This is a genomic window from Serratia sp. BIGb0163 (assembly GCF_024809935.1).
Classification (GTDB): domain Bacteria; phylum Pseudomonadota; class Gammaproteobacteria; order Enterobacterales; family Enterobacteriaceae; genus Serratia; species Serratia quinivorans.
Map to the genome: position 1 here is coordinate 978,181 of NZ_JANUDZ010000001.1, position 23,011 is coordinate 1,001,191.

A 23,011-nucleotide genomic window follows, 5' to 3' on the forward strand; every position below is an offset into this window, starting at 1 on the left:
CAGTAACGGTGAAGAAAACGGTGGGCGAGTTTCAGTAACTACAGGTAGACTTAGCCAATTACGGTTACGTCGCTTACAAGGGGAACACATGACGTATCAACAGGCTGGGCGCATCGCCATTATCAAACGTATTCTTGGCTGGGTGGTTTTTATCCCTGCGTTACTGTCGACGCTGATCTCAATGTTGATGTTTGTTTATCAGCACAGCGAAAAGACTAAAGGCATCAATGCGGTAATGCTGGATTTTGTCCACGTGATGGTCGATATGGTGCGCTTCAATACGCCGTTCCTGAATATCTTCTGGTATAACTCGCCGGTTCCTGACGTAGAAAAAAGCCTGTTCAGCGGCGCTAATTTCATGTTTATCGTGATTTATATTCTGATTTTCGTCGGGCTGGCTTTGCAGGCTTCAGGTGCGCGCATGTCGCGTCAGGTGAAGTTTATTCGCGAAGGCCTGGAAGACCAGATGATCCTCGAACAGGCCAAGGGCAGCGAGGGGCACACCCGCGCGCAGTTGGAAGAACGTATCACGTTGCCGCACCACACCATTTTGCTGCAATACTTCCCGCTGTACATTTTGCCGGTGGTGATTGCGGTGATCGCCTGGTTTGTCATCAAACTGCTCGGCCAACTGGCCGGCGCGGCTTAAGGTGAGATGAAGTTGAGGCGCTGGGTTCAGCGCCTCGATCTTATTGCGGTTAGGAATGCAGCAGGGCTTCCACCGCGCGCTGGGCCTTGACCAGATGCTGACCGCCAAACAGATTGCTGCGGTTGAGCAGGTAATACAGCTGATACAGCGGCTGACGTTCGATAAATCCATTCTCCAAAGGCCAGACGCTCTGGTAGCCGTCATAAATCTGCGGCGGCAACTCCGGATACAGTGGCAGCATCGCCAAATCACACTCTCTGTCTCCCCAATAGCAGGCCGGATCAAACAGCAAGGGGCCGTTGGCGGTTAAAGCGCAGTTGGCCGGCCATAAATCGCCATGCAGCAGTGAAGGCTGCGGCTGATGGTGCTGCAGGCGCAGGTACACCGCGTCAACAATCTCATCAATATCCCCGAAGGTCATGCCTTTCTCTGCCGCCATCTGCAACTGCCAGCCAATGCGCTGCTCGGCAAAAAATTCAGACCAGCGGCGCTGCCAGGCGTTGGGTTGCGGAGTGGTGGACAAATCGTTGTCGAAATCGAGGCCGAACTGCGGCTGTTCGCTCCATTGGTGCAGATGAGCCAGTTGTTGGCCAAAACAGTAGGCGCCGTGGGCATCAAAGGGTTTCAGGGGTTGGTATTCCAGCAGCAGGAAGCTGTAGTCGCGATCGCTGCCGACGCCGTACACCTGCGGCACTCGCACCGTTTTACTGCGGGCAAGTAACTCCAACTGGTCGGCCTCGGCGGTAAAGATCGGCAACAGTTCCCGGGCATCGCATTTGACAAACACCTGGTGCTCACCGTAATTCACACGCCATGCCGGGTGAATATCGCCCCCGGGCAGTTCGGTTCTTTCGCGGATTTCTGCGCTGCCAAGATGTTCACTTAACAGACGGCTAACGGCTTGCCACATGGTACACCCCCTCTGTGTTGCCTGCGAATTCATTAGGTTAGCGTCTTTAGCCTGAAGAAAACACGACCTGGCGCACAGCTGGCACCAACAATTGGCGATTTTCTCGCCACCCGCGTTTGCTCAAAGTATATACGCTATTGATTAATTTAAGTACGGCGCATGTTGCAACTTGCCGGCGGGAGGGCGATGTTTATCAGGCCAGCTGCGGCTGAGACAAGGGGGGTTTTTATTGATGTCTTTTACTATCAATGAGATGAGAAATTAATGGAGCAAAACCAGCAGTGGCAACGCGGTGAATACCGAATCAACAGTGATAAAAGTGAATTAAATATCGTCTTTACCCACGCTTTTTTGACCACCTCGACCTGGGCGAGTGGCATTTCGCTGGCGACGGTGCAGTTGTCCATCGACAATAGCCTGTGTTTTGGTTTGTATCATCAGCAACAACAGATTGGCTTTGCCCGTCTGGTTACGGATTACGCCACTTTTGGCTACCTGTGTGATGTGTTTGTCTCGCCGGATTACCAGGGGCAAGGGCTGGCGCGTTGGCTGATGGATTGCACGTTGGAACACCCTGTGCTGCAACGGCTGCGGCGGATAATGTTGGTGACCGGCACTGCGCCGTGGCTGTATCAGAAAGTGGGTTATGAAGCGGTGAATCGTGAGGATTTTGTCTGGCACATTGTCCGGCCGGATATCTACCAGCAGCAGTAACATCAGGCGGCGGTGCTATTGGGCACCGCCGCCTGTTTCAGGACTTGGCGTTGAGCAAATCGTTATCGTGACGTTGTAACGGCCTGAACTTGCTGTAGAGCAGGGCGACCACAAACAGCATCGCCTGTACGATCACAATGCAGGGGCCGGTAGCGCCGTCGATGTGGAAGCTGATCAAGGTGCCGAGCACGCAGGAGAACACCGAAACCACCGTGGCGACCATCAACATGCGATCAAAGCTGCGGCACAGCATAAAGGCAATAATCCCTGGAGCGATCAGCATCGCAATTACCAGAATCACCCCCACCGCCTGCAGCGAAGCGACAATGGTCAGCGCCAGCAGGCACAGTAACCCGTAGTGCAACAGCTTCACCGGCAGACCAATCACCCTGGCATGGTTGGGATCGAAACAGTAGAGCATCAGATCTTTGCGCTTTAGCAGCACCACCAACAGGGTAATACCGGCCATCAACAGCGTCTGTTTCAGTTCGGCATCGGTAATGCCCAGCATATTGCCGAACAGAATGTGGCTCAGATGCTGATCGGTATCGACGCGTGAAAACAACACCAGCCCGAAGGCGAACATGCCAGAGAACACGATGCCCATCACCGTATCCTCTTTCACCCGGCTGTTTTCTTTCAGGTATCCGGTGGCGACCGCGCAGAAAATACCGGAGAAAAAAGCGCCGATCACCACCGGGATACCGAGCACGAACGCCAGCACGATGCCGGGCAGCACCGCATGCGAAATGGCATCGCCCATCAGCGACCAGCCCTTGAGCACCAGATAACAGGACAGTACCGCACAGACTACGCCAGTGACGATAGCGGCCAGGATCGCCCGTTGCATAAACGGATAGGCGAACGGTTCGCTGAGCAGTTGATACAGAGTTTCCATCAGTGGCCTCCGGTCTGTTCACGCGCTACGCGGCGTTTGGATGCCAGCAGACCGTGTTTCGGGGCGAAGAAAAAGGCGGCCAGGAACACCAGCGTCTGCAGGGTCACGATCACCCCACCGGTCGCGCCGTCGAGGAAGAAGCTCAGGTAGGCCCCGAAGCTGCTGGTTAATGCGCCGATCACGATGGCAATGATCACCAACCGACTGAAACGGTCGGTCAGCAGATAGGCGGTTGCCCCCGGCGTGATAACCATGGCGATCACCAAAATCGCACCGACGGTTTGTAATGCCGCCACGGTGCAGGCGCTGAGCAGGGTGAAGAACAGGATCTTCAGCCGCAGCGGCGACAGGCCAATCGACACCGCGTGGTTTTCGTCAAAGAACACCGCCAGCAGATCTTTCCACACCAGGCACAGGATCAGCAGCGATACGCCGATGATAATCTCGACCTGCAACACGTCTTCGTCGGCGATGCCGAGAATATTGCCGAAGATAATCGACTGCACGTTAACCGAGGTTGGGTTAAGCGAAACGATCAGCAGGCCGACGGCGAAGAAGGTGGAAAAGATAAAGCCGATAATTGCGTCTTCACGCAGGCGAGTGACGTGGCGCACCAGCGTCATGGCCAGCGCGGCCAGCATGCCGGTGAAGAAGGCACCCGCGGCGTAGGGCAGGCCCAGCGCATAGGCACCCGCGACCCCAGGCACCACCGAGTGCGACAACGCGTCGCCCATCAGCGACCAGCCTTTCAGCATCAGGTAAGCCGACAGGAACGCACAGGCGGCGCCGACGATGGCGCTGACCCAGATGGCCTTGACCATGTAGTTGTAACTGAAGGGTTGCAGCAGAAGTTCCAGCATCAGGGTTGTTTCTCCTTTGGCTGGCTTTGCGCAGGCGGGTCACTCTTGGTATGGCCGTAGAACACCGCCGGGCGCTCGTCATCGGTCAACACCGTCAGGGTGCGCGGATCGTTGTCGTCGTGCAGATCCGGGCCGGACAGGTTGATATGGCGCAGTACGCCGCCGAAGGCCTGTTCCAGGTTGCTCTGGGTAAAGGTGGTTTCGGTCGGCCCCGCGGCCAGCACCGTGCGGTTAATCAGGATCACCCGATCGCAAAACTCCGGCACGCTGCCCAGGTTATGGGTGGAAACCAGGATCAGGTGGCCTTCATCGCGCAACGCGCGCAGTAGATCAATAATGGCATTCTCGGTTTTGACGTCGACGCCGGTAAAGGGCTCGTCCAGCAGCAGCACCGTGCCTTGCTGAGCCAGCGCTCGCGCCAGAAAGACGCGTTTTTTTTGCCCGCCGGAAAGCTCACCGATCTGGCGAGAACGCAGTTCGCTCAGGCCAACGCGCTCCAGCGCCTTATCGACCCGCAACCGGTCTTCCTTGGAAGGAATACGCAGGAAATTCATCTTGCCGTAGCGGCCCATCATCACCACATCTTCCACCAACACCGGGAAATTCCAGTCAACCTCTTCGGTTTGCGGGACATAGGCAATCACGTTTTTCTTCAGCGCCTGCGCGACCGGCTGTTCGTTGAGCTGTACGCGGCCGCTGGTGGGCCTGACCAGCCCCATAATGCTTTTGAACAGGGTCGACTTACCGCTGCCGTTGACGCCAACCAGCGCGCAGATGGCACCGCCACTCAGGGTGAAACTGGCGTTGTGGATCGCGGTATGGCCGTTGTTGTAAGTGACGGTAACGTCGTCCACGCTCAATTCAGGGCGGACAAAAACCTCGGTGGTCATTGATCAAATCCTTTGGCAATGGTTTGTACGGTGACATTGAGCAGGTCAATATAAGTCGGCACCGGGCCACCCTGAGCAGACAGTGAATCGACATAGAGTACGCCGCCGTATTTTGCACCGGTCTCTTTGGCGACCTGTTTGGCAGGTTTGTCGGAAATGGTGCTTTCGCTGAATACCACCGGGATGTGGTTGGCGCGCACGGCGTCGATCACCCGGCGAACCTGCTGCGGCGAGCCTTGCTCATCGGCGTTGATTGGCCACAGATACACTTCTTTCAACTGATAGTCTTTTGCCAGATAGCTGAAGGCACCTTCACTGGTCACCAACCAACGCTGGGCTGCCGGGATGCGTGCCAGACGTTCGCGCAGCGGTGCGTCCAACGCGGCAATTTTGGCGGCATAGGCCTTGGCATTGCGGTTATAGGTTTCTGCGTTGGCCGGGTCGTGCTGCACCAGCGCCTTACGAATATTCTCGATATACACCAGCGCGTTGCTGGCGGACATCCAGGCGTGCGGATTCGGGTTGCCGTTATACGGCCCTTCGCGGATCGGCAGCGGGGTGATGCCTTCGGTGACGACCGCAGCCGGCACCTGTTTGATGTTCTCGAAGAAGCGCTGGAACCAGCGTTCCAGATTCATGCCGTTCCACAGGATCAGGTCGGCATGCTGCGCCTTGACGATATCGCGCGGCGTCGGCTGATAATCATGGATTTCTGCGCCCGGTTTGGTGATCGACTCTACCACGGCGGCGTCACCGGCCACGTTCTGGGCGATATCCTGAATAATGGTAAAGGTGGTTACCACGCGCAGTTTTTTTTCTGCCAATGCGGCCTGGCTGGCGAGGCCGGCAGTCAGTAACAGGCACAGCAGGGCGACAGGGCGGAAAAAGCCGCAGGGCTTAATAATGGATAGGCGGGGAAAAGCGCGTTGTTTCATAAACATGGTGACATCTCCTGGCTCAAATGAAAATGATTATCAATATCAACTAGAGCAAAGTCAAGCGTCACCTGCCGGCTGACTGCCGGTTATTTACTCAATGGAAAAAATAATACCACCCGGTGAGTTATAGCATTTTATGTATCAGTATGTAACCGCTTAGCGTAATCGTCGTAGGTGACAATATCGACCTCAGGAGTCTTACCCAACGCGACCTGCCCAAGCTTCTGTGCCAGTAGCTGGACATCCTGTTGATCCAGTGGGGTTATCAGCGCAAAACTGTTGCTGCCCAGTTCGTGCGGAACGCCGTTTTCGTCTGCCACCGACGTGACAAATCCCTGAAGGGTTAATTGTCCTGTCAGCTTGGCCAAATCAGCTAATCCTTCTTCCTGATAGCGAAAAGTCACCACAAAACACGTTGTTGCAGATTGACTCATAAATCACCTCTTGGTATACGAGTAGCTTGAGATTAGACCAAAAAAAGCGTACAGGCGTCCTTACAAGTTGTATATGCTACGCAACTCATTGAAAGGAGTGAGGGATTCTGTGAAAACAAAAATAGGTTGCCTGACGGCAATTTTGCTTTTGTCGGGTTGTGCCAAAGACCCGCAAACAGCAACCAATATTTCAGGCAGTGGCACATCGCGTGGCGGTTGGTTAAAGACCCCCCCGCAGGCTCCGGTTAACCGTACAGGGACACCGATAGCCTATAACGATTACATTCGTCAGGCCGCTAACAGCTATGGCGTTGACGAAACGCTGATTAAAGCGATTATTCAGGTGGAATCCGGGTTTAACCCGAATGCAGTCAGCACCTCGAACGCCGTGGGATTAATGCAGCTGAAACCTTCAACCGCCGGGCGTGACGCCTATCGTCTGAAAGGAAGAAGCGGGCAGCCAAGCTCGCGTGAGTTGAAGGATCCGGCGGTTAATATTGATCTGGGAACGGCCTATATCAATATTCTTCAAAGCCAGCAGCTAGCCGGGATCAACGATCCACAGACGTTACGTTACGCCACCATTGTTTCTTATGTGAATGGAGCGGGCGCCATGCTACGGACCTTCTCATCGGACAAGCGCGTAGCGGTGAATCGTATCAATCAGATGAGCCCGGATGAGTTCTATCAGCATATCCAGAAAAAGCATCCGGCCCCGCAGGCGCCGCGCTATTTATGGAAGGTGACCACCGCCTACCAGGCAATGTCACCCTAGTTCAGATTTCTTTGCTAAACCGGCCTCTTAATGGGGCCGGTTTTTTATTGGCGCGAGGTAAAATCGCGATGCACTTCTCATTTTTCGTTATTTCCCATCCTGTTACCTAAAAAACCGCACGAATAGTTAATTTTACATTAACCCGCAAATCTTTACGTTCATTCAATAAGTTACCGGTAACATCGTGGCATTTGGTCACATTTTGGGCTTCAATAAATATACAAATAAGTAACAATTTATGTTTAAAACCCGCATCGACCGCAAGGTTGAGGTTAAATAGTTGTGATTATCTTTGGATGGAATGTGATATGTCGGACGATAAAACTAACAATTCACGGCGCGATTTCCTGTTGAAATCGATGACTTTAATCCCCGCAGCGGTGATTGGCGGCAGTGGCGTTAGCGCGCTGACAGCCTCAATACCGGCGGTCGCGGCAACAGACACCCCAAAACCAAGCGACTACCAGCCTACCTTCTTTACCCCGGAAGAGTGGGCCTTCGTCAAAGCGGCTGTGGCACGCCTGATCCCGGCCGACGATCGTGGCCCAGGCGCGCTGGAAGCCGGCGTGCCGGAGTTTATCGATCGTCAGATGAATACTCCGTACGCGACCGGGTCCATCTGGTATATGCAGGGGCCGTTTAACCCGGATGTCCCGAAGGAAATGGGTTACCAACTGCCGCTGGTGCCGAAACAGATCTACAACCTGGGTATCGCCGATGCCGATGCCTACTGCAAGAAAACCGCCGGTAAACCTTTTGCCGAGCTGGACGTCGCACAGCAGGACGCGCTGTTGCAGAAATTTGAGTCCGGCGAAGCGGAATTCGCGCAGTTGCCTGCCAAGCTGTTCTTCTCCTACCTGCTGCAAAACACCCGCGAAGGTTTCTTCAGCGACCCGATCCATGGCGGTAATAAAGACATGGTCGGCTGGAAGCTGATTAATTTTCCGGGCGCACGCGCCGACTTTATGGACTGGGTTGAGCGAGGGGAACGTTATCCCTTACCCCCGGTATCAATTCGTGGGGAGAGGGGGTAACAATGGCAACGGTAATGAAAAAAGTAGACGCGGTGATCGTCGGCTTCGGCTGGGTGGGCGCTATTATGGCCAAAGAATTGACCGAGGCCGGGCTGAACGTGGTGGCGCTGGAACGCGGCCCGATGCGCGATACCTATCCGGACGGCTCCTACCCGCAGGTGATCGACGAACTGACCTATAACATTCGCCGCAAACTGTTCCAGGATTTGTCAAAAAGCACCGTGACCATTCGTCATAATACCAGCCAAACGGCGGTGCCTTACCGTCAGTTGGCGGCGTTCTTGCCGGGTACCGGCGTGGGTGGTGCAGGCCTGCACTGGTCTGGCGTGCATTTCCGGGTCGATCCGATTGAATTGCGCATGCGCAGTCACTACGAAGAACGTTACGGCAAGAGTTTCATCCCGAAAGACATGACCATTCAGGATTTCGGTGTCAGCTACGCCGAGCTGGAGCCGTTCTTCGACAAAGCGGAGAAAGTGTTCGGCACTTCCGGCACCGCCTGGACCATCAAAGGCCAGAAAGTGGGCCAAAAGGGCGGTAACCCGTTTGCCGGTGACCGTTCCGATGACTTCCCGTTGCCGGCGCAGAAAAATACTTTCTCCGCCCAGATGTTCGAGAAAGCCGCGCGAGACGTGGGATACCATCCTTATAACCTGCCTTCTGCCAACACCTCTGATTCCTATACCAACCCGTATGGCGCGCAGATGGGGCCGTGCAACTTCTGCGGTTTCTGTAGCGGTTACGCCTGCTATATGTATTCCAAAGCCTCGCCGAACGTCAATATTCTGCCGGCATTGCGCATGGAAAAACGCTTCGAGCTGCGCACCAACGCCAACGTGTTGAAAGTGAACCTGACCGCCGACAAGTCTCGTGCGACCGGTGTGAATTACATTGATGCGCAGGGCCGTGAAGTCGAACAGCCGGCCGAACTGGTGATCCTGGGCGCGTTCCAGTTCCACAATGTTCACCTGATGCTGCTGTCCGGCATCGGCAAACCTTACGATCCGGTGACCGGCGAAGGGGTGGTTGGGCGTAACTTCGCCTATCAGAACATGACCACCATCAAGGCGTTCTTCGACAAGGACGTGTTCACTAACCCGTTCATCGGCGCCGGCGGTAACGGTGTGGGTGTGGACGACTTCAACGCCGACAACTTTGACCATGCCGAGGCAGGCTTTGTTGGCGGTTCGCCGTTCTGGGTCAACCAGGCGGGCACCAAACCGATCTCCGGCTTGCCAACCCCTCCGGGTACCCCGACCTGGGGCAGTAAGTGGAAAGCGGCGGTGGCAGATGCCTATACCCATCATGTCTCGATGGATGCCCACGGCGCGCACCAGTCTTATCGCAGCAACTATCTGGATCTCGATCCTACCTATAAGAACGTGTTCGGCCAGCCGCTGCTGCGCATGACGTTCGACTGGCAGGAAAACGACGTCAAGATGTCGCAATTTATGTACGAGAAAATGGCGCCGATCGCCAAGGCCATGAACCCGAAACTGATCTCCGGCAGCCCAAAAAATGCCGACAGCCATTTCGATACCACCAGCTACCAAACCACCCATATGAACGGCGGTGCGGTGATGGGCGAAGATCCGAACACCAGCGCGGTGAACCGCTATCTGCAGAGCTGGGACGTGCATAACGTATTCTCGATCGGCGCGTCGGCCTTCCCGCAGGGGCTGGGTTACAACCCGACCGGCACCGTGGCCGCGTTGGCTTACTGGTCTGCACGCGCTATTCGCGAGCAGTATCTGAAAAACCCAGGCCCTTTGGTGCAGGCATAAGGACGGCGACTGATGAAAGCATTTGTTCCCGCACTGGTTCTCAGTGCACTGAGTTTCTCCGTCTGGGCGCAGGACGCCACGGTCAGCAGCGAGTTGATCAAACGCGGCGAGTATCTGGCGCGTGCCGGTGACTGTGTGGCCTGCCATACCAACGGCAAAAGCGGTAAAGAGTTTGCCGGTGGTCTGGCGATGGAAACGCCGATCGGCACCATTTACTCCACCAATATCTCGCCGGACAAGAAAACCGGCATCGGTGATTACAGCTTCGAAGACTTCGACAACGCGGTACGCAAGGGCGTCGCCAAAAACGGCAGCACCCTGTACCCGGCGATGCCGTATCCGTCGTTTGCGCTGGTGAAAGAGGACGACATGCGTGCCATGTATGCCTACTTCATGCACGGCGTACCGGCGGTAGAGCAGGCCAACAAGGATTCCGACATCCCCTGGCCGCTGTCAATGCGCTGGCCGCTGAGCATCTGGCGCGGCATGTTTGCGCCATCACCGGCGGACTTTGTGGCGGACACCAAGGCCGATCCGGTGATTGAACGGGGCCGCTATCTGGTGGAAGGGTTGGGCCACTGTGGTGCCTGCCATACGCCACGTAGCATTACCATGCAGGAAAAAGCGCTGAGCAATAACGACGGCGACAACTACCTGTCCGGCAGCAATGCGCCGATCGACGGTTGGGTGGCATCCAGCCTGCGCGGTGACAACAAGGATGGGCTGGGAACCTGGAGCGAGGCCGAACTGACCGAGTTCCTGAAAACCGGGCGTAACGATAAGTCCATCGTGTTTGGCGGCATGAGCGACGTGGTTGAGCATAGCCTGCAGTATCTCAGCGATGAGGATCTGACGGCAATTTCGCGCTACCTGAAAACGCTGCCGCCGAAAGACGGCAAACAACAGGCCGCACCGGTAGAGGACAGCGTAGCCAAGGATCTGTGGCGCGGTGACGACAGCAAGCCCGGAGCGGCGCTGTACGTCGATAACTGTGCTGCCTGCCACCGTACCGATGGCGTGGGCTACAAGCGTGCCTTCCCGGCGCTGAAGGGCAACCCGGTGGTGCAGACCGAAGATGCGACCTCATTGATCCACATCGTGCTGACCGGTAACACCACGCCGGCGGTGAAGGGAGCGGTATCCAACATCACCATGCCACCGTTTGGCTGGCGCCTGAACGATCAGCAGGTAGCGGAAGTGGTTAACTTCATTCGCTCAAGCTGGGGTAACAGCGCCAAGCCGGTCAGCGCCTCAGACGTGGCCAGCGTGCGTAAAGACCAGAAGGACATGGGCAGCGCCGCGGTGCCGGAACATCCGGACGCCAACAAGTAAGTCATCCTCCCAGGGCCTCATTCGAGGCCCTGGTTTTTTGTGCTTCTCAGCCGATTTTCACAGCGATTATTGTTCGCGAAACAGCCACTCAACCAGTGAAAGATAGACCTGGGCAACGTTTTTAATTATCCTTTGCCGTCCTTTTACCAGGCATAAGAATGAAATTCTGAGTTAAATAACTGATTATTATTAAAAATTCGCGGAGAAGGATATCCCGTTAGGCGCAATCGTTGTCGCTGCAGATTAAGGTAAGCTTTCCTATGAGTACGATTTCTCCCGATTCAGGCACGCTGGCTTCCGCCCAGCCGGGCAAATGGAACAAGACGGACACCGTCTGGATGTTTGGTCTCTACGCCACTGCGGTGGGGGCAGGTACGTTGTTTCTGCCGATCAATGCCGGCTTAAACGGCCCACTGGTGCTGTTGCTGATGGCCGTGTTTGCCTTCCCTCTGACTTATTTACCGCATCGCGCACTGAGCCGCTTTGTGCTTTCCGGCTCCAGCCGTGACGGCAATATCCATGATGTGGTGGTTGAGCACTTTGGCGTGCTGGCCGGTAAAATCATCATGGTGCTGTACCTGATGGCGTTCTTCCCGATCGTGCTGGTGTACAGCATTTCGATCACCAACGCGCTGGACAGTTTCCTGACTCATCAGTTTCACCTGACGCCGCTACCGCGTATCTGGCTGAGCCTGGCGGTGGTAGTGGTGCTGAACCTGGTGCTGCTGCGCGGTAAAGACGCCATTGTTTCGGCGATGGGTATGCTGGTATTCCCGTTGCTGGTATTTTTGATGGGTATTTCGCTGTACCTGATGCCGACCTGGCAAACCGCCAACTTTGTCAGTGGCCTGGCCAACACTCAGTTCAGTAGCCCGGACCTGTGGCATTCGTTGTGGCTGGCGGTGCCGGTGATGGTGTTTTCCTTTAGCCATGCGCCGATTATTTCGTCCTTCGCTTCGACCCAAAAGAGCCTGTATGGCGAACTGGCTGAACGCCGCTGCGCGCGAATTATGCGCTACAGCTACGTGCTGATCTGCGTCACCGTATTGTTCTTTGTTTTCAGCTGCGTGCTGAGCCTGTCCCACGAGGATATGCAGCAGGCGAAAGATCAAAACATTACCGTGCTGACCACGCTGGCGAACAAATTTTCCAACCCGTTGATCGCTTATTTGGGGCCGATGATGGCGATGCTGGCAATGGCCAAGTCCTATCTGGGCACCTCATTGGGGGTGACCGAAGGAGCGACCAGCCTGATTGACGGCCTGACGCGCGCGGTCGGCAAACCGCTAAGCTCACGTATTACACACCGTATTTCTGCCGTGTTGCTGTTCCTGCTGACCTGGGCGGCGACGGTCTGGAACCCGAGTGCGTTGCATATTATTGAAACCATCAGCGGCCCGCTGATCGCGGCAATCCTGTTTATTTTGCCGATGTATGCGGTGCGTAGGGTACCCGCCATGCGTCGTTACCGCGCGCTGAGCAATGTATTTGTGCTGGTGATGGGGCTGATTGCGCTGTCGGCGCTGATTTACGGCCTGATTTAACCTGACTGGTGCGCCGGTTCCGGCGCACCACCTTGTTGCTGTTCACATCTCTTTTCAATTAACCGAAAACACGCCCGGCGTTCTCTTTGATAATGGGAGCAATTCTCATTATTATTTCTGGATTAATTTCCCACGCTAAGGAGTGTTACGTGTACCGTCGAATAACCTTGCTGGCTTTCGCCTGCGCCTTTTCTACACAGGTGATGGCGACCACTTATCCGCTCACCCTAACCGATACCTCTGGTCAAACCCTGACGATTAAACAAGAGCCGAAACGCATTGTGGTGCAGGATGGGCGCGATATTCTGACGTTGGCCTTGCTGGACCGTGCCGATCCCTTTACCCGGCTGGTGGCGTGGAACAACCTGCTGAAGAAGAGCGATGGTGAAACCTGGAAAATTCTGCAAAGCAAGTGGCCAGAAGCCAAAAACGTTATCGATATGGGGTTTAGCGACAAGGGCGAGATTAACCTGGAGAGCGTTATTGCCAAACACCCTGACCTGATGGTGGCGCAGCTACGCTCTAAACCTTCTCTGAGCCAGACTGGCGTACTCGACAAGCTGCAAGCGCTGAATATCCCGGTGTTGTTTATCGATACCATGCTGAAACCGGTGGAGAACACCCCGAAAAGCATTACCTTGCTGGGGGAAACGCTAAACCGTGAAAGTGAAGCGAAACAGTACACGGACTTTTATCAGCAGCACTATCAGAGCATCCTCGATAAGACCAAAACGGTAGAACCCAAGCCGCTGGTGTTTATTGAAGCCAAAGCCGGCCTGAACGGGCTGGAATCCTGCTGTTTCACCCATGCACACGTCGGCTGGGGTGGGATGATTGAAGCGGTAGGCGCACGCAACGTGGGTTCTGCACTGCTACCGGGCGCGACCGGCGACGTATCGCTTGAGAAAGTGATCAGCATGAAGCCGGATGCGTATATTGTCTCCGGTTCCCAGTGGGCCAGTAAAACCAACGCCGCGGTGCCTTTTGGCTATGGTGTGACACAACAGCAGGTAGATGCTGCATTTAACCGGATGAAACAGCGCCCAGGTTTTGCCCAGCTTTCGGCGGTGAAAGACGGTCGCTTCTACGGCATCTATCACAATTTCTATAACCACCCGTACAATATCGTTGGGCTGGAGTATTTGGCGAAGTTTATCTATCCGAACCAGTTCAAGGATTTGGATCCGGCGAAAACCTACAGCGAGATCCTCAGTCGTTTTACCGAAGTGCCGGAAGGCAAGGGCATTTTAGGCGCGCAGGCGCCAACAGGTAAGTAACTGAAGCGGGCGCATGTTGCGCCCGTATTCATGGGTCAGGCAACGGCTGGGGTATAGGTGGAGATGATCTCCAATATGCCGTTGATAATAAATTGCACGCCCATACACACCAGCAGGAAACCCATCAGGCGTGAGATCGCCTCAATGCCACTTTGACCCACCAGCCTCATAATGGCGCCAGAGCTGCGCAGGCAAGCCCATAAAATCAGCGCTACCGACAGGAAGATGGCCACTGGCGCAACCAGCAGCACCCAGTGTGCAAATCCCAGGGTGTTCTCTTTGACGCTCGATGCCGAGCTGATGATCATCGCAATGGTACCCGGCCCGGCGGTGCTGGGCATCGCCAGTGGCACAAAGGCGATATTGGCCGAGGTTTTTTTGCGCAGCTCTTTGCTTTTGCTCTCAACCTCTGGAGCTTCGTCCGCACTTTGCTGCGGGAACAGCATGCGAAAGCCAATAAACGCCACAATCAGCCCGCCGGCGATCCGCAAACCGGGAATAGAGATGCCAAAGGTGTTCATGACCAACTGGCCGGCATAGAACGCCACCGTCATGATAAAGAACACATAGACCGATGCCATCAGCGATTGCTGGTTGCGCTCTTCGCGCGTCATATTGCCCGAAAGACCGAGCAACAGCGCGACCGTGGTGAGTGGGTTGGCCAGGGGCAGCAGTAGCACCAAACCCAGTCCAATGGCCTGGAATAACTGCAGAATACTCGTCATGGGTCAGACTTCCTGTTTTCAGTGAATGTTGTGACGCAGCATAAAGTCATACCCTAACTTGCCGCACGCTCAACGGCAACGCCAGGGAAGCGAGCTGTAAATATAGAGGAATGGTATTTGCAGCTCATTATCCCTGAGTGCTGGAGGGGGTCAGCTCGGGCAGCACGTCAGTGTTGGCATCATCGTCATTCACACAATCGCTGGTTATCTCCTGCGTATCTTCACACTCGATGGGCGGTTCGTTTACCGCAATGGCTCTTGGGCGGCGGTCTGCCCCCAGGTGTAACAATGCAAAAATAGCCACCAGCACGATGCAGACGCCAACGAGTAACTTCAATAACCGATTCATGATGCGGGATGCTGTCTCAACTCTGCCGTTAGTGGCATCAGAATAGCGGGAGCGGATGAGGTGCGCCATAGCTGAAATACCTCGATGCTCTTTTTATCTTGTTCCGACACGGTGATTTCCTGCACTTTCATAGGGTGTTTTGTGGTTTTTTTTGTTTTTTATGGCACTTTTACCGCAAATTTTCCCCGAGTTGCTTCTATTTCGCATTAATTGCCACGATCCCCAGGTACAGACAAATACCATAGGCGCGCTTTAAATAATAACGAGAGTGACTATGAAACATAATCTGCAAATTTTACTGGGAAAAGCAAGCCACTTTCTGCTTTGCAGCCTGCTACTGGCTGGCTTGGTGGGCCTGATTTTTATCGACGTGCATTGGTTGCATAATTTTGTTTATGAAACCTCGTTAACTGAAATAGCTCAGGAGTTGATTCTTGCCGCCATAGCATCCTGTTTTTTCATTGTGGCATACAGGGATGCTGTTTATCGGCCAGCATGGATGTTGGTCGGGGGGTTCTTTCTGTGCATGTTGATTCGAGAGATGGATTTTGCCTTTGATATGCTTTGGCATGGCTCTTGGATCTGGTTTGCTGTGGTGGTTGCACTGATTTGTTTGGGGTATGCATCACGTCATATCGCAGCCACATTGCAGGGGCTGGCGCATTTTGTGACGCACCCGAGCTACGGCATGATGTGTGCCGGTCTGCTGTGTATCTTGGTGTTTTCACGGCTGTTCGGCATAAGTTTACTGTGGCAGACATTGATGCTCGATGGTTACAACCGGGTGGTGAAGAATATGGTAGAAGAGGGCTGTGAAGTCCTGGGGTATTCCCTGTGCCTGATTGCCACCCTGAGTTACCTGAAAGGCTATTTATCGTCGCGTAATGTGGCAATTCGCTGATTGGATCTGAATTGCAGTTTATTTATCCGGAACAATTTTAGTGATAGTATCCACTTAGCCAATTTGGCTGTGAAGGTATGCTTTCCATTCTGTGTACCAGGTTAGGTATCAATCTGGCAATTGTGGGCGAGATCTGAAACCTAACTGACTAAATCCCAACCCAATTTTCGTACTGCATGTGATCTGTCGTGTAAGCAATGCCCGGCAGTTCACGTGATTCCACCCCGTTTCATTTTCCCCTCTTAATACACTGTGGTGCTTGAAAAAGCCCTTGGCTAGTGATTCAATCCGTTTCATACGATTTCAGTCCAAGCCACTTAAATTGTGTACATATCTGTGTACATAATTGGAGATGTACACAGTGCTCACCGATGCAAAACTCCGTAAGCTCAATGGAAAACCAATCCCCAAACTGATCGAGATGCCAGACGGCGGAGGGCTATCAATCCGTGTGACACCGCTCGGGCTGATCGTCTTTCAATACCGCTACCGGTACACGGGTAAAGCACGGCGCATGACCCTGGGCAGTTACGATGATATTTCTCTCAAAGAAGCGCGTGATATGGTTCAAGAGGCCAAGCGAGCCCTTGCCGAAGGCAAAGACCCCATCACTGTAAAAGCGATGACTCTGGAAGCGATTGCAGGATCTGCTTCGGTAAAAGACTGCCTATCTCATTGGATATCCAGCGCACAGGCGCAGCGTCTTGTAAAACTCCAGTATTGGGAAAGAGCATTTGACCGCCATATAACCCCATACGTCGGCGATATGATTGTTGATGAAATGCAGATATCTCATTGGCAGCCAGTTTTTAAAAGAATGAGAACTAGCGGCGCAGAGACGTTTGCGGGGATCATGTTGTCGAAGTTAAAGCAGGTTTTCTCGTATTGCCTTCGCACAGAGAAGATACACCTCAATCCGATCTCCGCGCTTCGAATAAGTGACGTCGGCAAGCCTGTTGGCGTGGTTAAACGGTATTTTAGTGATGATGAGATAGGGGCTTTCTGGCTGGCACTGGAAGGTTCCCGCATTGTCCTTCAGAACAAGATTTTCATAAAATTGTTACTGTTGACTGGATGTCGAGGTGTTGAGCTAAGGAAGGCAAAGAAAGGGGAGTTTGACGTAAAAAATAGAACGTGGCGCGTTCCCGCTGAAAACTCAAAAACACGCCAGCCGTTTGTAAGAGGGCTTTCTGAGGATGCTGCAAAACTCATTGAAGAGGCCATGTCGCTCTACCCGAACATATCTCAATTGTTCCCGCCAGCCATTGTGCAAGGTGATCGCCCAATGTCAGCAGGTGTTTTATTGAACATGGCGGAACAGCTCAGGAATGAGATGGGGGTTCATGACTGGGCGATGCACGACTTACGCCGCACAGCGAAGACGAAAATGAGCGAGTTAGGAATTGAGCCCCATGTGTCTGAGAAGGTTCTGGGGCATAAACTCGGTGGCGTATTGGCGGTATATGACCAGCACTCATATCTCAAAGAGCAACAAAATGCCCTGGACATATGGGCTTCTCATGTGGCGTCCTGCGTTTCATCAATGAGGCCCTGAGCACGGAAAAATCTTATCACGTCGCAATATCTATATTGTTCACCGCCGTGGATAGGGTTTGTCCCTGGGGCTGGTTTGGGGAATGGCGTACCAGCTCTTTCCCATTGTTTTTTTCTGCGCCAAAAGGTGGTTCTTGATATGCCGCCAAGTTGTTGTTGGACACTTTCTCTGGTGATAAGCACCGGCTGAAGTGTTACTGATTTTTTTTCCATGGTTACCTCTGTTATTTCCCTTCCCGCACCCGATGAACCTCACAGTTAAGCCGCAACCATGCCGGTGGATGCTTAGGCCAATAGGGAGCGATTTTCACTGCGTGTTTGTCGAGTAGCTGTCGAAAGGTGAATTTGTTGGTGGGGGAGTCGAAATCTTTTAGAAGCTCTCGGGCTGTACTACGGAGAAGGTTTTTCTGAATGCTGCCGGTATCAGCGACAGGATGCATTTTATCTACCCCAGTTCCGCGATGCCGCGTTGACACAAAAATCGATGCGGGTTTGTACCCATGTAACATCGACTGCCCGAGCCACTTCGAATGCTTTAAGCCAAATACTGGCCGCGTCGGAATAATGGGCACGGCGTTCCGCCTCAGCGGCCTGGTGCGCTAAGTTTTTATATCCAAATGTCATGATGATGCTCCGGTATTAGTAGGCGCGCTGGTGGGTTACTGGGGCGAGCAGCTTGTTGAATTGCTGGACGAGCAGCATTTGGCGTACCACTTCTGGCGGTTCGCTGCGTAGATAGCTATCAGTGATTTTCTGCTGAACACCCTTTGGTTTTGCTCTTGCGTAGTCACCAAATCGCTGGTCGACACTGACCACTTTGATTGATTTCTCTCCTTTCCCAACATGAGCCCATTCGCATTTCACAAGGCATGAGTTAACCATTGCGGCACGTAACGTGCGGGTACGCTTCACATCAATATTTTCTCCAGGGAAAACAGCATTAAGATGTGTGCGAAGTTCGCTGCAGGTATAACTGCCACCGTCTTTAACCAGGTGTTTTAGTAACTCACAATTGGTCATATTCAGATCCTTATCTGGTTGTTGTAGCGCTCATGGGACATGACCTCCCATGAATGGCCGTTGTCTTTTGAAAGCAAACGCCAGCAGCGGGCCACTGGCAGCGTTAAATGATTGTGTTGATAGGTTCGCGCGGGCGTCTTTTTGCCAGCCTTATAGGCGCATAGAACCCCCTCAGCTTTGATGCTGATTCGTTGTGGAACTCGAGGTTTCATTGTGTCCGGCGGGGAAGTGTTATTTTGTGGTTGGGGCCCAGCAGATTTTTTTGATGTCTGGGCGGCGAACGCGCTCAACGGCCTTTTCCTTCTCCAGCCTGATCAGCCGTCTGCGTATGGCTATGCCAGTCATGCCGCTGTAACCGGCACAGCGGAGGAGGGTTGCGACAGAATCAGGCGTAGAACCGGCGATACTGAGGCGTGAGATGATTTCGTTATCATCGGGCATTAAGAACAATGTTTATCCTCCCAGAAATGCCAAAAAAAACCTCGCTGTAGCGAGGTTATTAAGCATTCATTGGATGCTGTTATGAATTTACATTCCACACACCATTATGCCGTGATATCCTAAGAATTGACTGAATAATGTGGCTTGCAGCGCCAAAGTTATCAACTTGGTATGCCATGTTATAAAGCCACTTAGGACCGTGGAATAAATTATTTCTTAATCTGAATGCTATAAACAAGCAAGCAGTAAGCTTTGCTTCTACGGATGGAGATGCAGAGTTTATGATTTTGTTCACTACATTTCCCAGTTCTCCTCCCCGGTTTCCGCATAGAGTTTGATACTTGCCTTTTCCGTGATTGGCATCTGAATACCTGTTCTCAAAGTAGCCGTAGGAACTATCCAAATCAGCTACATCAACTAGCCCACTCGCAATGAAGTCAGTGGCATATTGTCCACTTTTACCTTGTGAACCTTCGCAATTAAGTAATTTTGCCTCAAAAAGTGAGAACAGCAGCGTGAATTGATGAATAGCTTCAAAGGTAGTTGGAGAAATATGATTTCCATCCTTCATAATTTCATTGAATTCAATTTCTGCTGGAAATAATGGGCGGGACATCTCTAAACTTCCTATGTTGTGAAAAATAGACGGAGAGTGTACTACTTCTCTAGCTCCCGCGCTGCTTCAAACAGGCCGGTGCATCTAAGCTTGCTCATAATGCTTTCTCCCGTTCTTTAGCCAGCAATGCCTTAATGTTTTTAGCATTGCGACGCTGGTGGCGCGTTGGCTTGAATTGGTCAATGCAGACGACACGCCAGCAAGACCAGTGATCTGATAGGATAGACAAATGGCTCGCTGCATGGTGTTGCTTTCGAAACTGGCAGTGGATGACTTCTGTAGAACGGCAGACATTGAGCGGGCCAGGTGTAGATGTGGCGGTAGTGGAAAGGTATATGACATAGCGGCCACAAAGGCAGGAGGAAAGGCCGTAGAAAAAACCTGTAGTAGATGCCACGGAACAGGATTGAAGCCAACCACGACAGCCCCGGCTTACAAAGTGGTGAAGGGATTAATACCTGGCCTGAGCCAGCCGACATGGAACAGAAACTGGCAGCGCTTCTATCAGATGCTGATCAGTAAGTGTTACCAGGACGCTGAAGCCGCAGAGAGAGTACTTAGTAGAGTGACTTCAAATTGACGTGATTGTGTAATATGGCTACAAATTTATAAATTTTATCAACCAAGTCTTGCATTATTGAGTGATTTTGGCTAGATTCTCTCTTAATGATGGGATTTCAATGCCTGCGGGCTGACAAATCACCACTGCCTTATTAAAATAACCCGCCTCCGTGCGGGTTTTTCTGTTTTTAAAGCAACGAAATTGCACCACCGACGATTGATGTAACTAACGGATGTTCAGCAAGTTTCGCTAGTAGGTTTTTTGCTTCTTTCTTCTCTTCGTCACTTGCTTGTGAGTTGTTAATAATATTATTGATTGTTTCAATACTATTTGTGATCTCTTGGCGATTGTTGTTACCAATCTGGACATTGCCACCATGGATATTAATATTTTGAGTTGATTGGGCTGGCATGGTTTTGGCTGATCCAACCTTTAACTGAAAATGGGGCCCAAAGCCACCTATCTTAGTATCATAAAAGTTAACTTTGTTAATTATTTTATGTTCTTCCTTTCCACTTGGAAGGGTTCTAATGACGGTATCTCCATCGTCAATATCTGCCATTTTGTCGTTGATGATGACAGTATCACCTGCAAATTTTGCCTTGTATGGCCCTTTCCTTTCATTGTTTGTTTTCAGGATAAAAGCATTTTCATTTGCTGTAAGTAGACTCATGATATTTCCTTTTTAGATTGCACAATTGCCGTATATAACACGGATAGCATAATTCAAATCAAAGGTCGTGATTGTGCGGCCCACCCAAATTTTAGCGCCCAATGCCTCACTCAATGACGTATGTCGCCATGCATTCGCGGTGCTAATTTCCTTTCTTCACCCGATGACCCGGCAATGCTCCGACAGTAGGAGGTATGCATGTGTTGTGTAAGAAATAGCACTTCCCTGACCGTTGTTGATGAACTTCATTCTTGTTGTATGGTTTAGTTGTCGTCAGATATGGTTGGCGAAAACTAATAATTTACAAGGAGATATGATCATGCAAGCTGCAGAAATTCATTACTTAGACAACGGTTTCACTTTCAACATTCCTCCAGCTCCATACCGTCGCCGCATCTGTGTGCCGCTTCTGATGGCTATCGCGCCTGGTGGTAAATCAAAAGCGAAGCATATGTTGGTATTCAAAGGTTCTTGGGTCACTGAGGCAAAAGCAGAGGGGGTTATTGTTTTCCCTGCGGGTACTCCCGTACCAGCTTCCGCCTGTAATTCTTGGAACACATACATCGAACCTAACCAGTCAGTATCAATTCAAGCGGTAGGTGAAAGCTCTGATGGTGGATATGTACTGCCAAGTATTACCGTGATGATTGGTCAGGATTAACCTGAAGTTAGCACCAACAAATTTTAATTGTTCTAAAGCCTCGGTATGTCCGGGGCTTCTTGCATTTCAGCCCCAGCCAACATCCGACACACACCTGGCACACCCCGTATCGCCGACTCGTTTACGGCTGGTGGCTGATCCCTATCCATAACCCGAAACCGGGAAAGAGCCCCGGAAGGGGGAGGTATGAAAATGCCCCATAATGACAATGCCTTCCTTGGCTGGTTGGCAAATCTTTATTCGACTAACGCCAACTGGATAAATGGCATGGTGATTACATCAGCCTTGGCATTTGGTCGTGTCCTTTTCTACGGCGGCAAGATCCGCACGGCCTTGGTGGATGCATTACTCACTGGCTTGATTGCAGTCACTACGGTCCCAGTCCTTTCACCGCTATTGGTTCGGTCCATTGAGATGCTGCCGGGCATGGGTGACGTGCTATCCAAAACCGAGACGATGAAAATCGAACTGTTTGTGTTCTCGGTACTGGGGGTTATCGGTGCCAGGGTAATCCGAGAGGCTGCGATTTCACTATTGCAGCGTATCAGCGGCCTGAATAGGAAAGGTGTAAGCAATGCGGATAAGTAATAAGGGCCGTGGATTCATCAAGGGGTTTGAAGAACTTCGCCTGGTGGCGTATCCAGACCCCGGCACTGGCGGCAAGCCATGGACGATTGGCTGGGGACACACCAAGGGCGTGAAGCAGGGTGAACGCATCACGCAGGAGCAGGCAGAGCAATTCCTCTCTGATGACTTGGCCGTGTTTGAGTTGACGGTAAACAGCGCCATTATGCGCCCAATGACGCAGAACCAGTTTGACGCGATGGTGTCGCTGGCATTCAACATCGGCGGCTCTGCGTTTGCAGGCTCAACGCTGGTGAAGAAATTCAACACCGGTGATGCAAAAGGCGCTGCAGATGAGTTTTCCAAATGGAAAAACTCTGGTGGCAAGGTTATGCCTGGGTTGGTGAAGCGTCGCGCGGCAGAACGCGAGATGTTTTTGTCATGAACACCTCATTCAGTTTTCGCACGATGGCGATCGGCTTACTGCTGGTGGTTTTGATCGTTGTTGGAAAGCTGGCTTTTTACTTCCACGGTAATGCAGTAAAGGCGAGCGAGAAGGTCAAACAGCAGGAAACAACGCTGGCGCAGCAGTCAGGACTAATCTCAATCCTGCAAGAACAAGACCGAAAGAACAGAGCCTTATCAGCTGAGCAACTACTGCGAGAACAGCAATTGCGCCAGTGGGGGGAACGTTACCAGAGGGAGTTACGTGAAGCACTTAAAAACGACAAATGTGGTATTAGTCTTATGCCTCGCGCTGTTATCGACCTCTTGCAGCAAAATGTCGTCGACGCAGCCTCAGAAAATAGTTCTGCTTCCCCCTGAGTCAGTTTTTCTCCCCTGTGATACACCAGAGCTAAAAGGGGATACTTGGGGAGACTTATTAAGCTACTCCATATCACTAAA

Annotated in this window: 28 protein-coding genes; 15 read left to right on the top strand and 13 right to left on the bottom strand. The window is 52.5% G+C overall.

Annotation, left to right across the window (positions count from 1 at the left end):
• Positions 1-88: 88 nt before the first annotated feature.
• Positions 89-649, top strand: a complete 561-nt coding sequence (locus tag M2406_RS04805; protein ID WP_012144863.1) for a YniB family protein — start codon at positions 89-91, stop codon at positions 647-649.
• Positions 650-698: 49 nt separating this feature from the next.
• On the opposite strand, the gene M2406_RS04810 is transcribed toward M2406_RS04805, so the two are convergent.
• Positions 699-1,559 carry a fructosamine kinase family protein gene (locus M2406_RS04810; RefSeq protein WP_259188953.1) on the bottom strand — a complete coding sequence of 287 codons (861 nt, stop codon included), beginning with the start codon at positions 1,557-1,559 and terminating at the stop codon, positions 699-701.
• A 264-nt stretch (positions 1,560-1,823) separates the two neighbouring features.
• Between M2406_RS04810 and M2406_RS04815 the strand changes: the two genes are divergently transcribed.
• The gene (locus M2406_RS04815) at positions 1,824-2,273 is read left to right on the top strand and encodes a GNAT family N-acetyltransferase (protein ID WP_012144865.1); all 450 of its coding nucleotides are present in this window, start codon (positions 1,824-1,826) and stop codon (positions 2,271-2,273) included.
• Between the two features lie 37 nt (positions 2,274-2,310).
• Here M2406_RS04815 and M2406_RS04820 read toward each other — a convergent pair whose 3' ends face one another.
• The 5 genes from M2406_RS04820 to ghoS form a co-directional block, all read right to left on the bottom strand.
• A complete protein-coding gene (locus M2406_RS04820) occupies positions 2,311-3,171 on the bottom strand; it encodes a metal ABC transporter permease (protein WP_259188955.1) in 861 nt (286 codons plus the stop codon).
• Positions 3,171-4,031, bottom strand: coding sequence for an iron/manganese ABC transporter permease subunit YfeC (gene yfeC, locus M2406_RS04825; RefSeq protein ID WP_012144867.1), 861 nt, complete (start codon positions 4,029-4,031; stop codon positions 3,171-3,173). The genes M2406_RS04820 and yfeC overlap by 1 nt, the downstream gene beginning before the upstream one ends.
• Positions 4,031-4,921, bottom strand: a complete 891-nt coding sequence (locus M2406_RS04830) for a manganese/iron ABC transporter ATP-binding protein (RefSeq protein ID WP_017892620.1) — start codon at positions 4,919-4,921, stop codon at positions 4,031-4,033. The genes yfeC and M2406_RS04830 overlap by 1 nt, the downstream gene beginning before the upstream one ends.
• Positions 4,918-5,862, bottom strand: coding sequence for a metal ABC transporter substrate-binding protein (locus M2406_RS04835; RefSeq protein ID WP_259188956.1), 945 nt, complete (start codon positions 5,860-5,862; stop codon positions 4,918-4,920). The genes M2406_RS04830 and M2406_RS04835 overlap by 4 nt, the downstream gene beginning before the upstream one ends.
• A gap of 131 nt (positions 5,863-5,993) precedes the next feature.
• Complete coding sequence (gene ghoS, locus M2406_RS04840; protein WP_012144870.1) at positions 5,994-6,293, bottom strand: type V toxin-antitoxin system endoribonuclease antitoxin GhoS; 300 nt, start codon at positions 6,291-6,293, stop codon at positions 5,994-5,996.
• 109 nt (positions 6,294-6,402) lie between these two features.
• On the opposite strand from ghoS, the gene M2406_RS04845 reads away from it, so the two are divergent.
• The 6 genes from M2406_RS04845 to M2406_RS04870 all read left to right on the top strand — a co-directional run bounded on the left by M2406_RS04845 (position 6,403) and on the right by M2406_RS04870 (position 14,039).
• Positions 6,403-7,068 (top strand): transglycosylase SLT domain-containing protein, encoded by a 666-nt coding sequence (locus tag M2406_RS04845; RefSeq protein WP_017892622.1) that lies wholly within the window; start codon positions 6,403-6,405, stop codon positions 7,066-7,068.
• 308 nt (positions 7,069-7,376) lie between these two features.
• Positions 7,377-8,102 (top strand): gluconate 2-dehydrogenase subunit 3 family protein, encoded by a 726-nt coding sequence (locus M2406_RS04850; protein WP_041418546.1) that lies wholly within the window; start codon positions 7,377-7,379, stop codon positions 8,100-8,102.
• Between the two features lie 2 nt (positions 8,103-8,104).
• Positions 8,105-9,886 (top strand): GMC family oxidoreductase, encoded by a 1,782-nt coding sequence (locus M2406_RS04855; protein ID WP_026142344.1) that lies wholly within the window; start codon positions 8,105-8,107, stop codon positions 9,884-9,886.
• A gap of 12 nt (positions 9,887-9,898) precedes the next feature.
• On the top strand, positions 9,899-11,218 hold the full coding sequence (locus M2406_RS04860; RefSeq protein WP_167796641.1) for a cytochrome c: 1,320 nt from the start codon (positions 9,899-9,901) through the stop codon (positions 11,216-11,218).
• A 260-nt stretch (positions 11,219-11,478) separates the two neighbouring features.
• Entirely contained in the window at positions 11,479-12,762 is a 1,284-nt protein-coding gene (locus M2406_RS04865) for a septum site-determining protein (RefSeq protein ID WP_012144875.1), read from the top strand.
• A gap of 149 nt (positions 12,763-12,911) precedes the next feature.
• Positions 12,912-14,039: an ABC transporter substrate-binding protein gene (locus tag M2406_RS04870; protein ID WP_041418547.1), complete on the top strand. Its 1,128-nt coding sequence runs from the start codon at positions 12,912-12,914 to the stop codon at positions 14,037-14,039.
• 35 nt (positions 14,040-14,074) lie between these two features.
• On the opposite strand, the gene M2406_RS04875 is transcribed toward M2406_RS04870, so the two are convergent.
• Together M2406_RS04875 and M2406_RS04880 are read right to left on the bottom strand one after the other, a co-directional pair.
• Entirely contained in the window at positions 14,075-14,764 is a 690-nt protein-coding gene (locus tag M2406_RS04875; RefSeq protein WP_012144877.1) for a MarC family NAAT transporter, read from the bottom strand.
• Between the two features lie 127 nt (positions 14,765-14,891).
• Entirely contained in the window at positions 14,892-15,101 is a 210-nt protein-coding gene (locus tag M2406_RS04880; protein ID WP_259188961.1) for a hypothetical protein, read from the bottom strand.
• A 286-nt stretch (positions 15,102-15,387) separates the two neighbouring features.
• Between M2406_RS04880 and M2406_RS04885 the strand changes: the two genes are divergently transcribed.
• Both M2406_RS04885 and M2406_RS04890 read left to right on the top strand, forming a co-directional pair.
• Positions 15,388-16,014, top strand: coding sequence for a hypothetical protein (locus tag M2406_RS04885; protein ID WP_259188963.1), 627 nt, complete (start codon positions 15,388-15,390; stop codon positions 16,012-16,014).
• A gap of 352 nt (positions 16,015-16,366) precedes the next feature.
• A complete protein-coding gene (locus tag M2406_RS04890; RefSeq protein WP_259188964.1) occupies positions 16,367-17,569 on the top strand; it encodes a site-specific integrase in 1,203 nt (400 codons plus the stop codon).
• Here the strand turns inward: M2406_RS04890 and M2406_RS04895 are convergent.
• The 4 genes from M2406_RS04895 to M2406_RS04905 all read right to left on the bottom strand — a co-directional run bounded on the left by M2406_RS04895 (position 17,533) and on the right by M2406_RS04905 (position 19,645).
• Positions 17,533-17,781: a hypothetical protein gene (locus M2406_RS04895; protein ID WP_115059017.1), complete on the bottom strand. Its 249-nt coding sequence runs from the start codon at positions 17,779-17,781 to the stop codon at positions 17,533-17,535. The genes M2406_RS04890 and M2406_RS04895 overlap by 37 nt on opposite strands.
• Positions 17,782-18,009: 228 nt before the next feature.
• On the bottom strand, positions 18,010-18,192 hold the full coding sequence (locus M2406_RS26500) for an ANR family transcriptional regulator (RefSeq protein ID WP_405050614.1): 183 nt from the start codon (positions 18,190-18,192) through the stop codon (positions 18,010-18,012).
• 15 nt (positions 18,193-18,207) lie between these two features.
• A complete protein-coding gene (locus M2406_RS04900; protein ID WP_259188966.1) occupies positions 18,208-18,588 on the bottom strand; it encodes a hypothetical protein in 381 nt (126 codons plus the stop codon).
• A gap of 520 nt (positions 18,589-19,108) precedes the next feature.
• Positions 19,109-19,645 carry a hypothetical protein gene (locus M2406_RS04905; RefSeq protein ID WP_259188969.1) on the bottom strand — a complete coding sequence of 179 codons (537 nt, stop codon included), beginning with the start codon at positions 19,643-19,645 and terminating at the stop codon, positions 19,109-19,111.
• A gap of 241 nt (positions 19,646-19,886) precedes the next feature.
• On the opposite strand from M2406_RS04905, the gene M2406_RS26505 reads away from it, so the two are divergent.
• Entirely contained in the window at positions 19,887-20,225 is a 339-nt protein-coding gene (locus tag M2406_RS26505) for an antitermination protein (protein WP_405050615.1), read from the top strand.
• A 169-nt stretch (positions 20,226-20,394) separates the two neighbouring features.
• Here the strand turns inward: M2406_RS26505 and M2406_RS04910 are convergent, their stop codons facing one another.
• Positions 20,395-20,880, bottom strand: coding sequence for a hypothetical protein (locus M2406_RS04910; RefSeq protein ID WP_259188970.1), 486 nt, complete (start codon positions 20,878-20,880; stop codon positions 20,395-20,397).
• 319 nt (positions 20,881-21,199) lie between these two features.
• On the opposite strand from M2406_RS04910, the gene M2406_RS04915 reads away from it, so the two are divergent.
• The 4 genes from M2406_RS04915 (at position 21,200) to M2406_RS04930 (ending at position 22,930) form a co-directional block, all read left to right on the top strand.
• Positions 21,200-21,541 (top strand): hypothetical protein, encoded by a 342-nt coding sequence (locus M2406_RS04915; RefSeq protein WP_259188972.1) that lies wholly within the window; start codon positions 21,200-21,202, stop codon positions 21,539-21,541.
• A gap of 186 nt (positions 21,542-21,727) precedes the next feature.
• A complete protein-coding gene (locus M2406_RS04920) occupies positions 21,728-22,129 on the top strand; it encodes a phage holin family protein (RefSeq protein ID WP_259188973.1) in 402 nt (133 codons plus the stop codon).
• Positions 22,116-22,550: a lysozyme gene (locus tag M2406_RS04925; protein ID WP_259188975.1), complete on the top strand. Its 435-nt coding sequence runs from the start codon at positions 22,116-22,118 to the stop codon at positions 22,548-22,550. The genes M2406_RS04920 and M2406_RS04925 overlap by 14 nt, the downstream gene beginning before the upstream one ends.
• On the top strand, positions 22,472-22,930 hold the full coding sequence (locus M2406_RS04930; RefSeq protein ID WP_259188977.1) for a hypothetical protein: 459 nt from the start codon (positions 22,472-22,474) through the stop codon (positions 22,928-22,930). Before M2406_RS04925 ends, M2406_RS04930 begins: the two co-directional genes overlap by 79 nt.
• The last annotated feature ends 81 nt before the right edge of the window (positions 22,931-23,011 follow it).

Excerpts from the sequence above, each read along its gene's own strand:
- M2406_RS04805 (WP_012144863.1), top strand. The coding sequence starts at position 89 with ATGACGTATCAACAGGCTGGGCGCATCGCCATTATCAAACGTATTCTT.
- M2406_RS04810 (WP_259188953.1), bottom strand. The coding sequence starts at position 1,559 with ATGTGGCAAGCCGTTAGCCGTCTGTTAAGTGAACATCTTGGCAGCGCA.
- M2406_RS04815 (WP_012144865.1), top strand. The coding sequence starts at position 1,824 with ATGGAGCAAAACCAGCAGTGGCAACGCGGTGAATACCGAATCAACAGT.
- M2406_RS04820 (WP_259188955.1), bottom strand. The coding sequence starts at position 3,171 with ATGGAAACTCTGTATCAACTGCTCAGCGAACCGTTCGCCTATCCGTTT.
- yfeC (WP_012144867.1), bottom strand. The coding sequence starts at position 4,031 with ATGCTGGAACTTCTGCTGCAACCCTTCAGTTACAACTACATGGTCAAG.
- M2406_RS04830 (WP_017892620.1), bottom strand. The coding sequence starts at position 4,921 with ATGACCACCGAGGTTTTTGTCCGCCCTGAATTGAGCGTGGACGACGTT.
- M2406_RS04835 (WP_259188956.1), bottom strand. The coding sequence starts at position 5,862 with ATGTTTATGAAACAACGCGCTTTTCCCCGCCTATCCATTATTAAGCCC.
- ghoS (WP_012144870.1), bottom strand. The coding sequence starts at position 6,293 with ATGAGTCAATCTGCAACAACGTGTTTTGTGGTGACTTTTCGCTATCAG.
- M2406_RS04850 (WP_041418546.1), top strand. The coding sequence starts at position 7,377 with ATGTCGGACGATAAAACTAACAATTCACGGCGCGATTTCCTGTTGAAA.
- M2406_RS04855 (WP_026142344.1), top strand. The coding sequence starts at position 8,105 with ATGGCAACGGTAATGAAAAAAGTAGACGCGGTGATCGTCGGCTTCGGC.
- M2406_RS04860 (WP_167796641.1), top strand. The coding sequence starts at position 9,899 with ATGAAAGCATTTGTTCCCGCACTGGTTCTCAGTGCACTGAGTTTCTCC.
- M2406_RS04865 (WP_012144875.1), top strand. The coding sequence starts at position 11,479 with ATGAGTACGATTTCTCCCGATTCAGGCACGCTGGCTTCCGCCCAGCCG.
- M2406_RS04875 (WP_012144877.1), bottom strand. The coding sequence starts at position 14,764 with ATGACGAGTATTCTGCAGTTATTCCAGGCCATTGGACTGGGTTTGGTG.
- M2406_RS04885 (WP_259188963.1), top strand. The coding sequence starts at position 15,388 with ATGAAACATAATCTGCAAATTTTACTGGGAAAAGCAAGCCACTTTCTG.
- M2406_RS04890 (WP_259188964.1), top strand. The coding sequence starts at position 16,367 with ATGTACACAGTGCTCACCGATGCAAAACTCCGTAAGCTCAATGGAAAA.
- M2406_RS04895 (WP_115059017.1), bottom strand. The coding sequence starts at position 17,781 with ATGGAAAAAAAATCAGTAACACTTCAGCCGGTGCTTATCACCAGAGAA.
- M2406_RS26500 (WP_405050614.1), bottom strand. The coding sequence starts at position 18,192 with ATGACATTTGGATATAAAAACTTAGCGCACCAGGCCGCTGAGGCGGAA.
- M2406_RS04900 (WP_259188966.1), bottom strand. The coding sequence starts at position 18,588 with ATGACCAATTGTGAGTTACTAAAACACCTGGTTAAAGACGGTGGCAGT.
- M2406_RS04905 (WP_259188969.1), bottom strand. The coding sequence starts at position 19,645 with ATGTCCCGCCCATTATTTCCAGCAGAAATTGAATTCAATGAAATTATG.
- M2406_RS26505 (WP_405050615.1), top strand. The coding sequence starts at position 19,887 with ATGGTGTTGCTTTCGAAACTGGCAGTGGATGACTTCTGTAGAACGGCA.
- M2406_RS04910 (WP_259188970.1), bottom strand. The coding sequence starts at position 20,880 with ATGAGTCTACTTACAGCAAATGAAAATGCTTTTATCCTGAAAACAAAC.
- M2406_RS04915 (WP_259188972.1), top strand. The coding sequence starts at position 21,200 with ATGCAAGCTGCAGAAATTCATTACTTAGACAACGGTTTCACTTTCAAC.
- M2406_RS04920 (WP_259188973.1), top strand. The coding sequence starts at position 21,728 with ATGAAAATGCCCCATAATGACAATGCCTTCCTTGGCTGGTTGGCAAAT.
- M2406_RS04925 (WP_259188975.1), top strand. The coding sequence starts at position 22,116 with ATGCGGATAAGTAATAAGGGCCGTGGATTCATCAAGGGGTTTGAAGAA.
- M2406_RS04930 (WP_259188977.1), top strand. The coding sequence starts at position 22,472 with ATGGAAAAACTCTGGTGGCAAGGTTATGCCTGGGTTGGTGAAGCGTCG.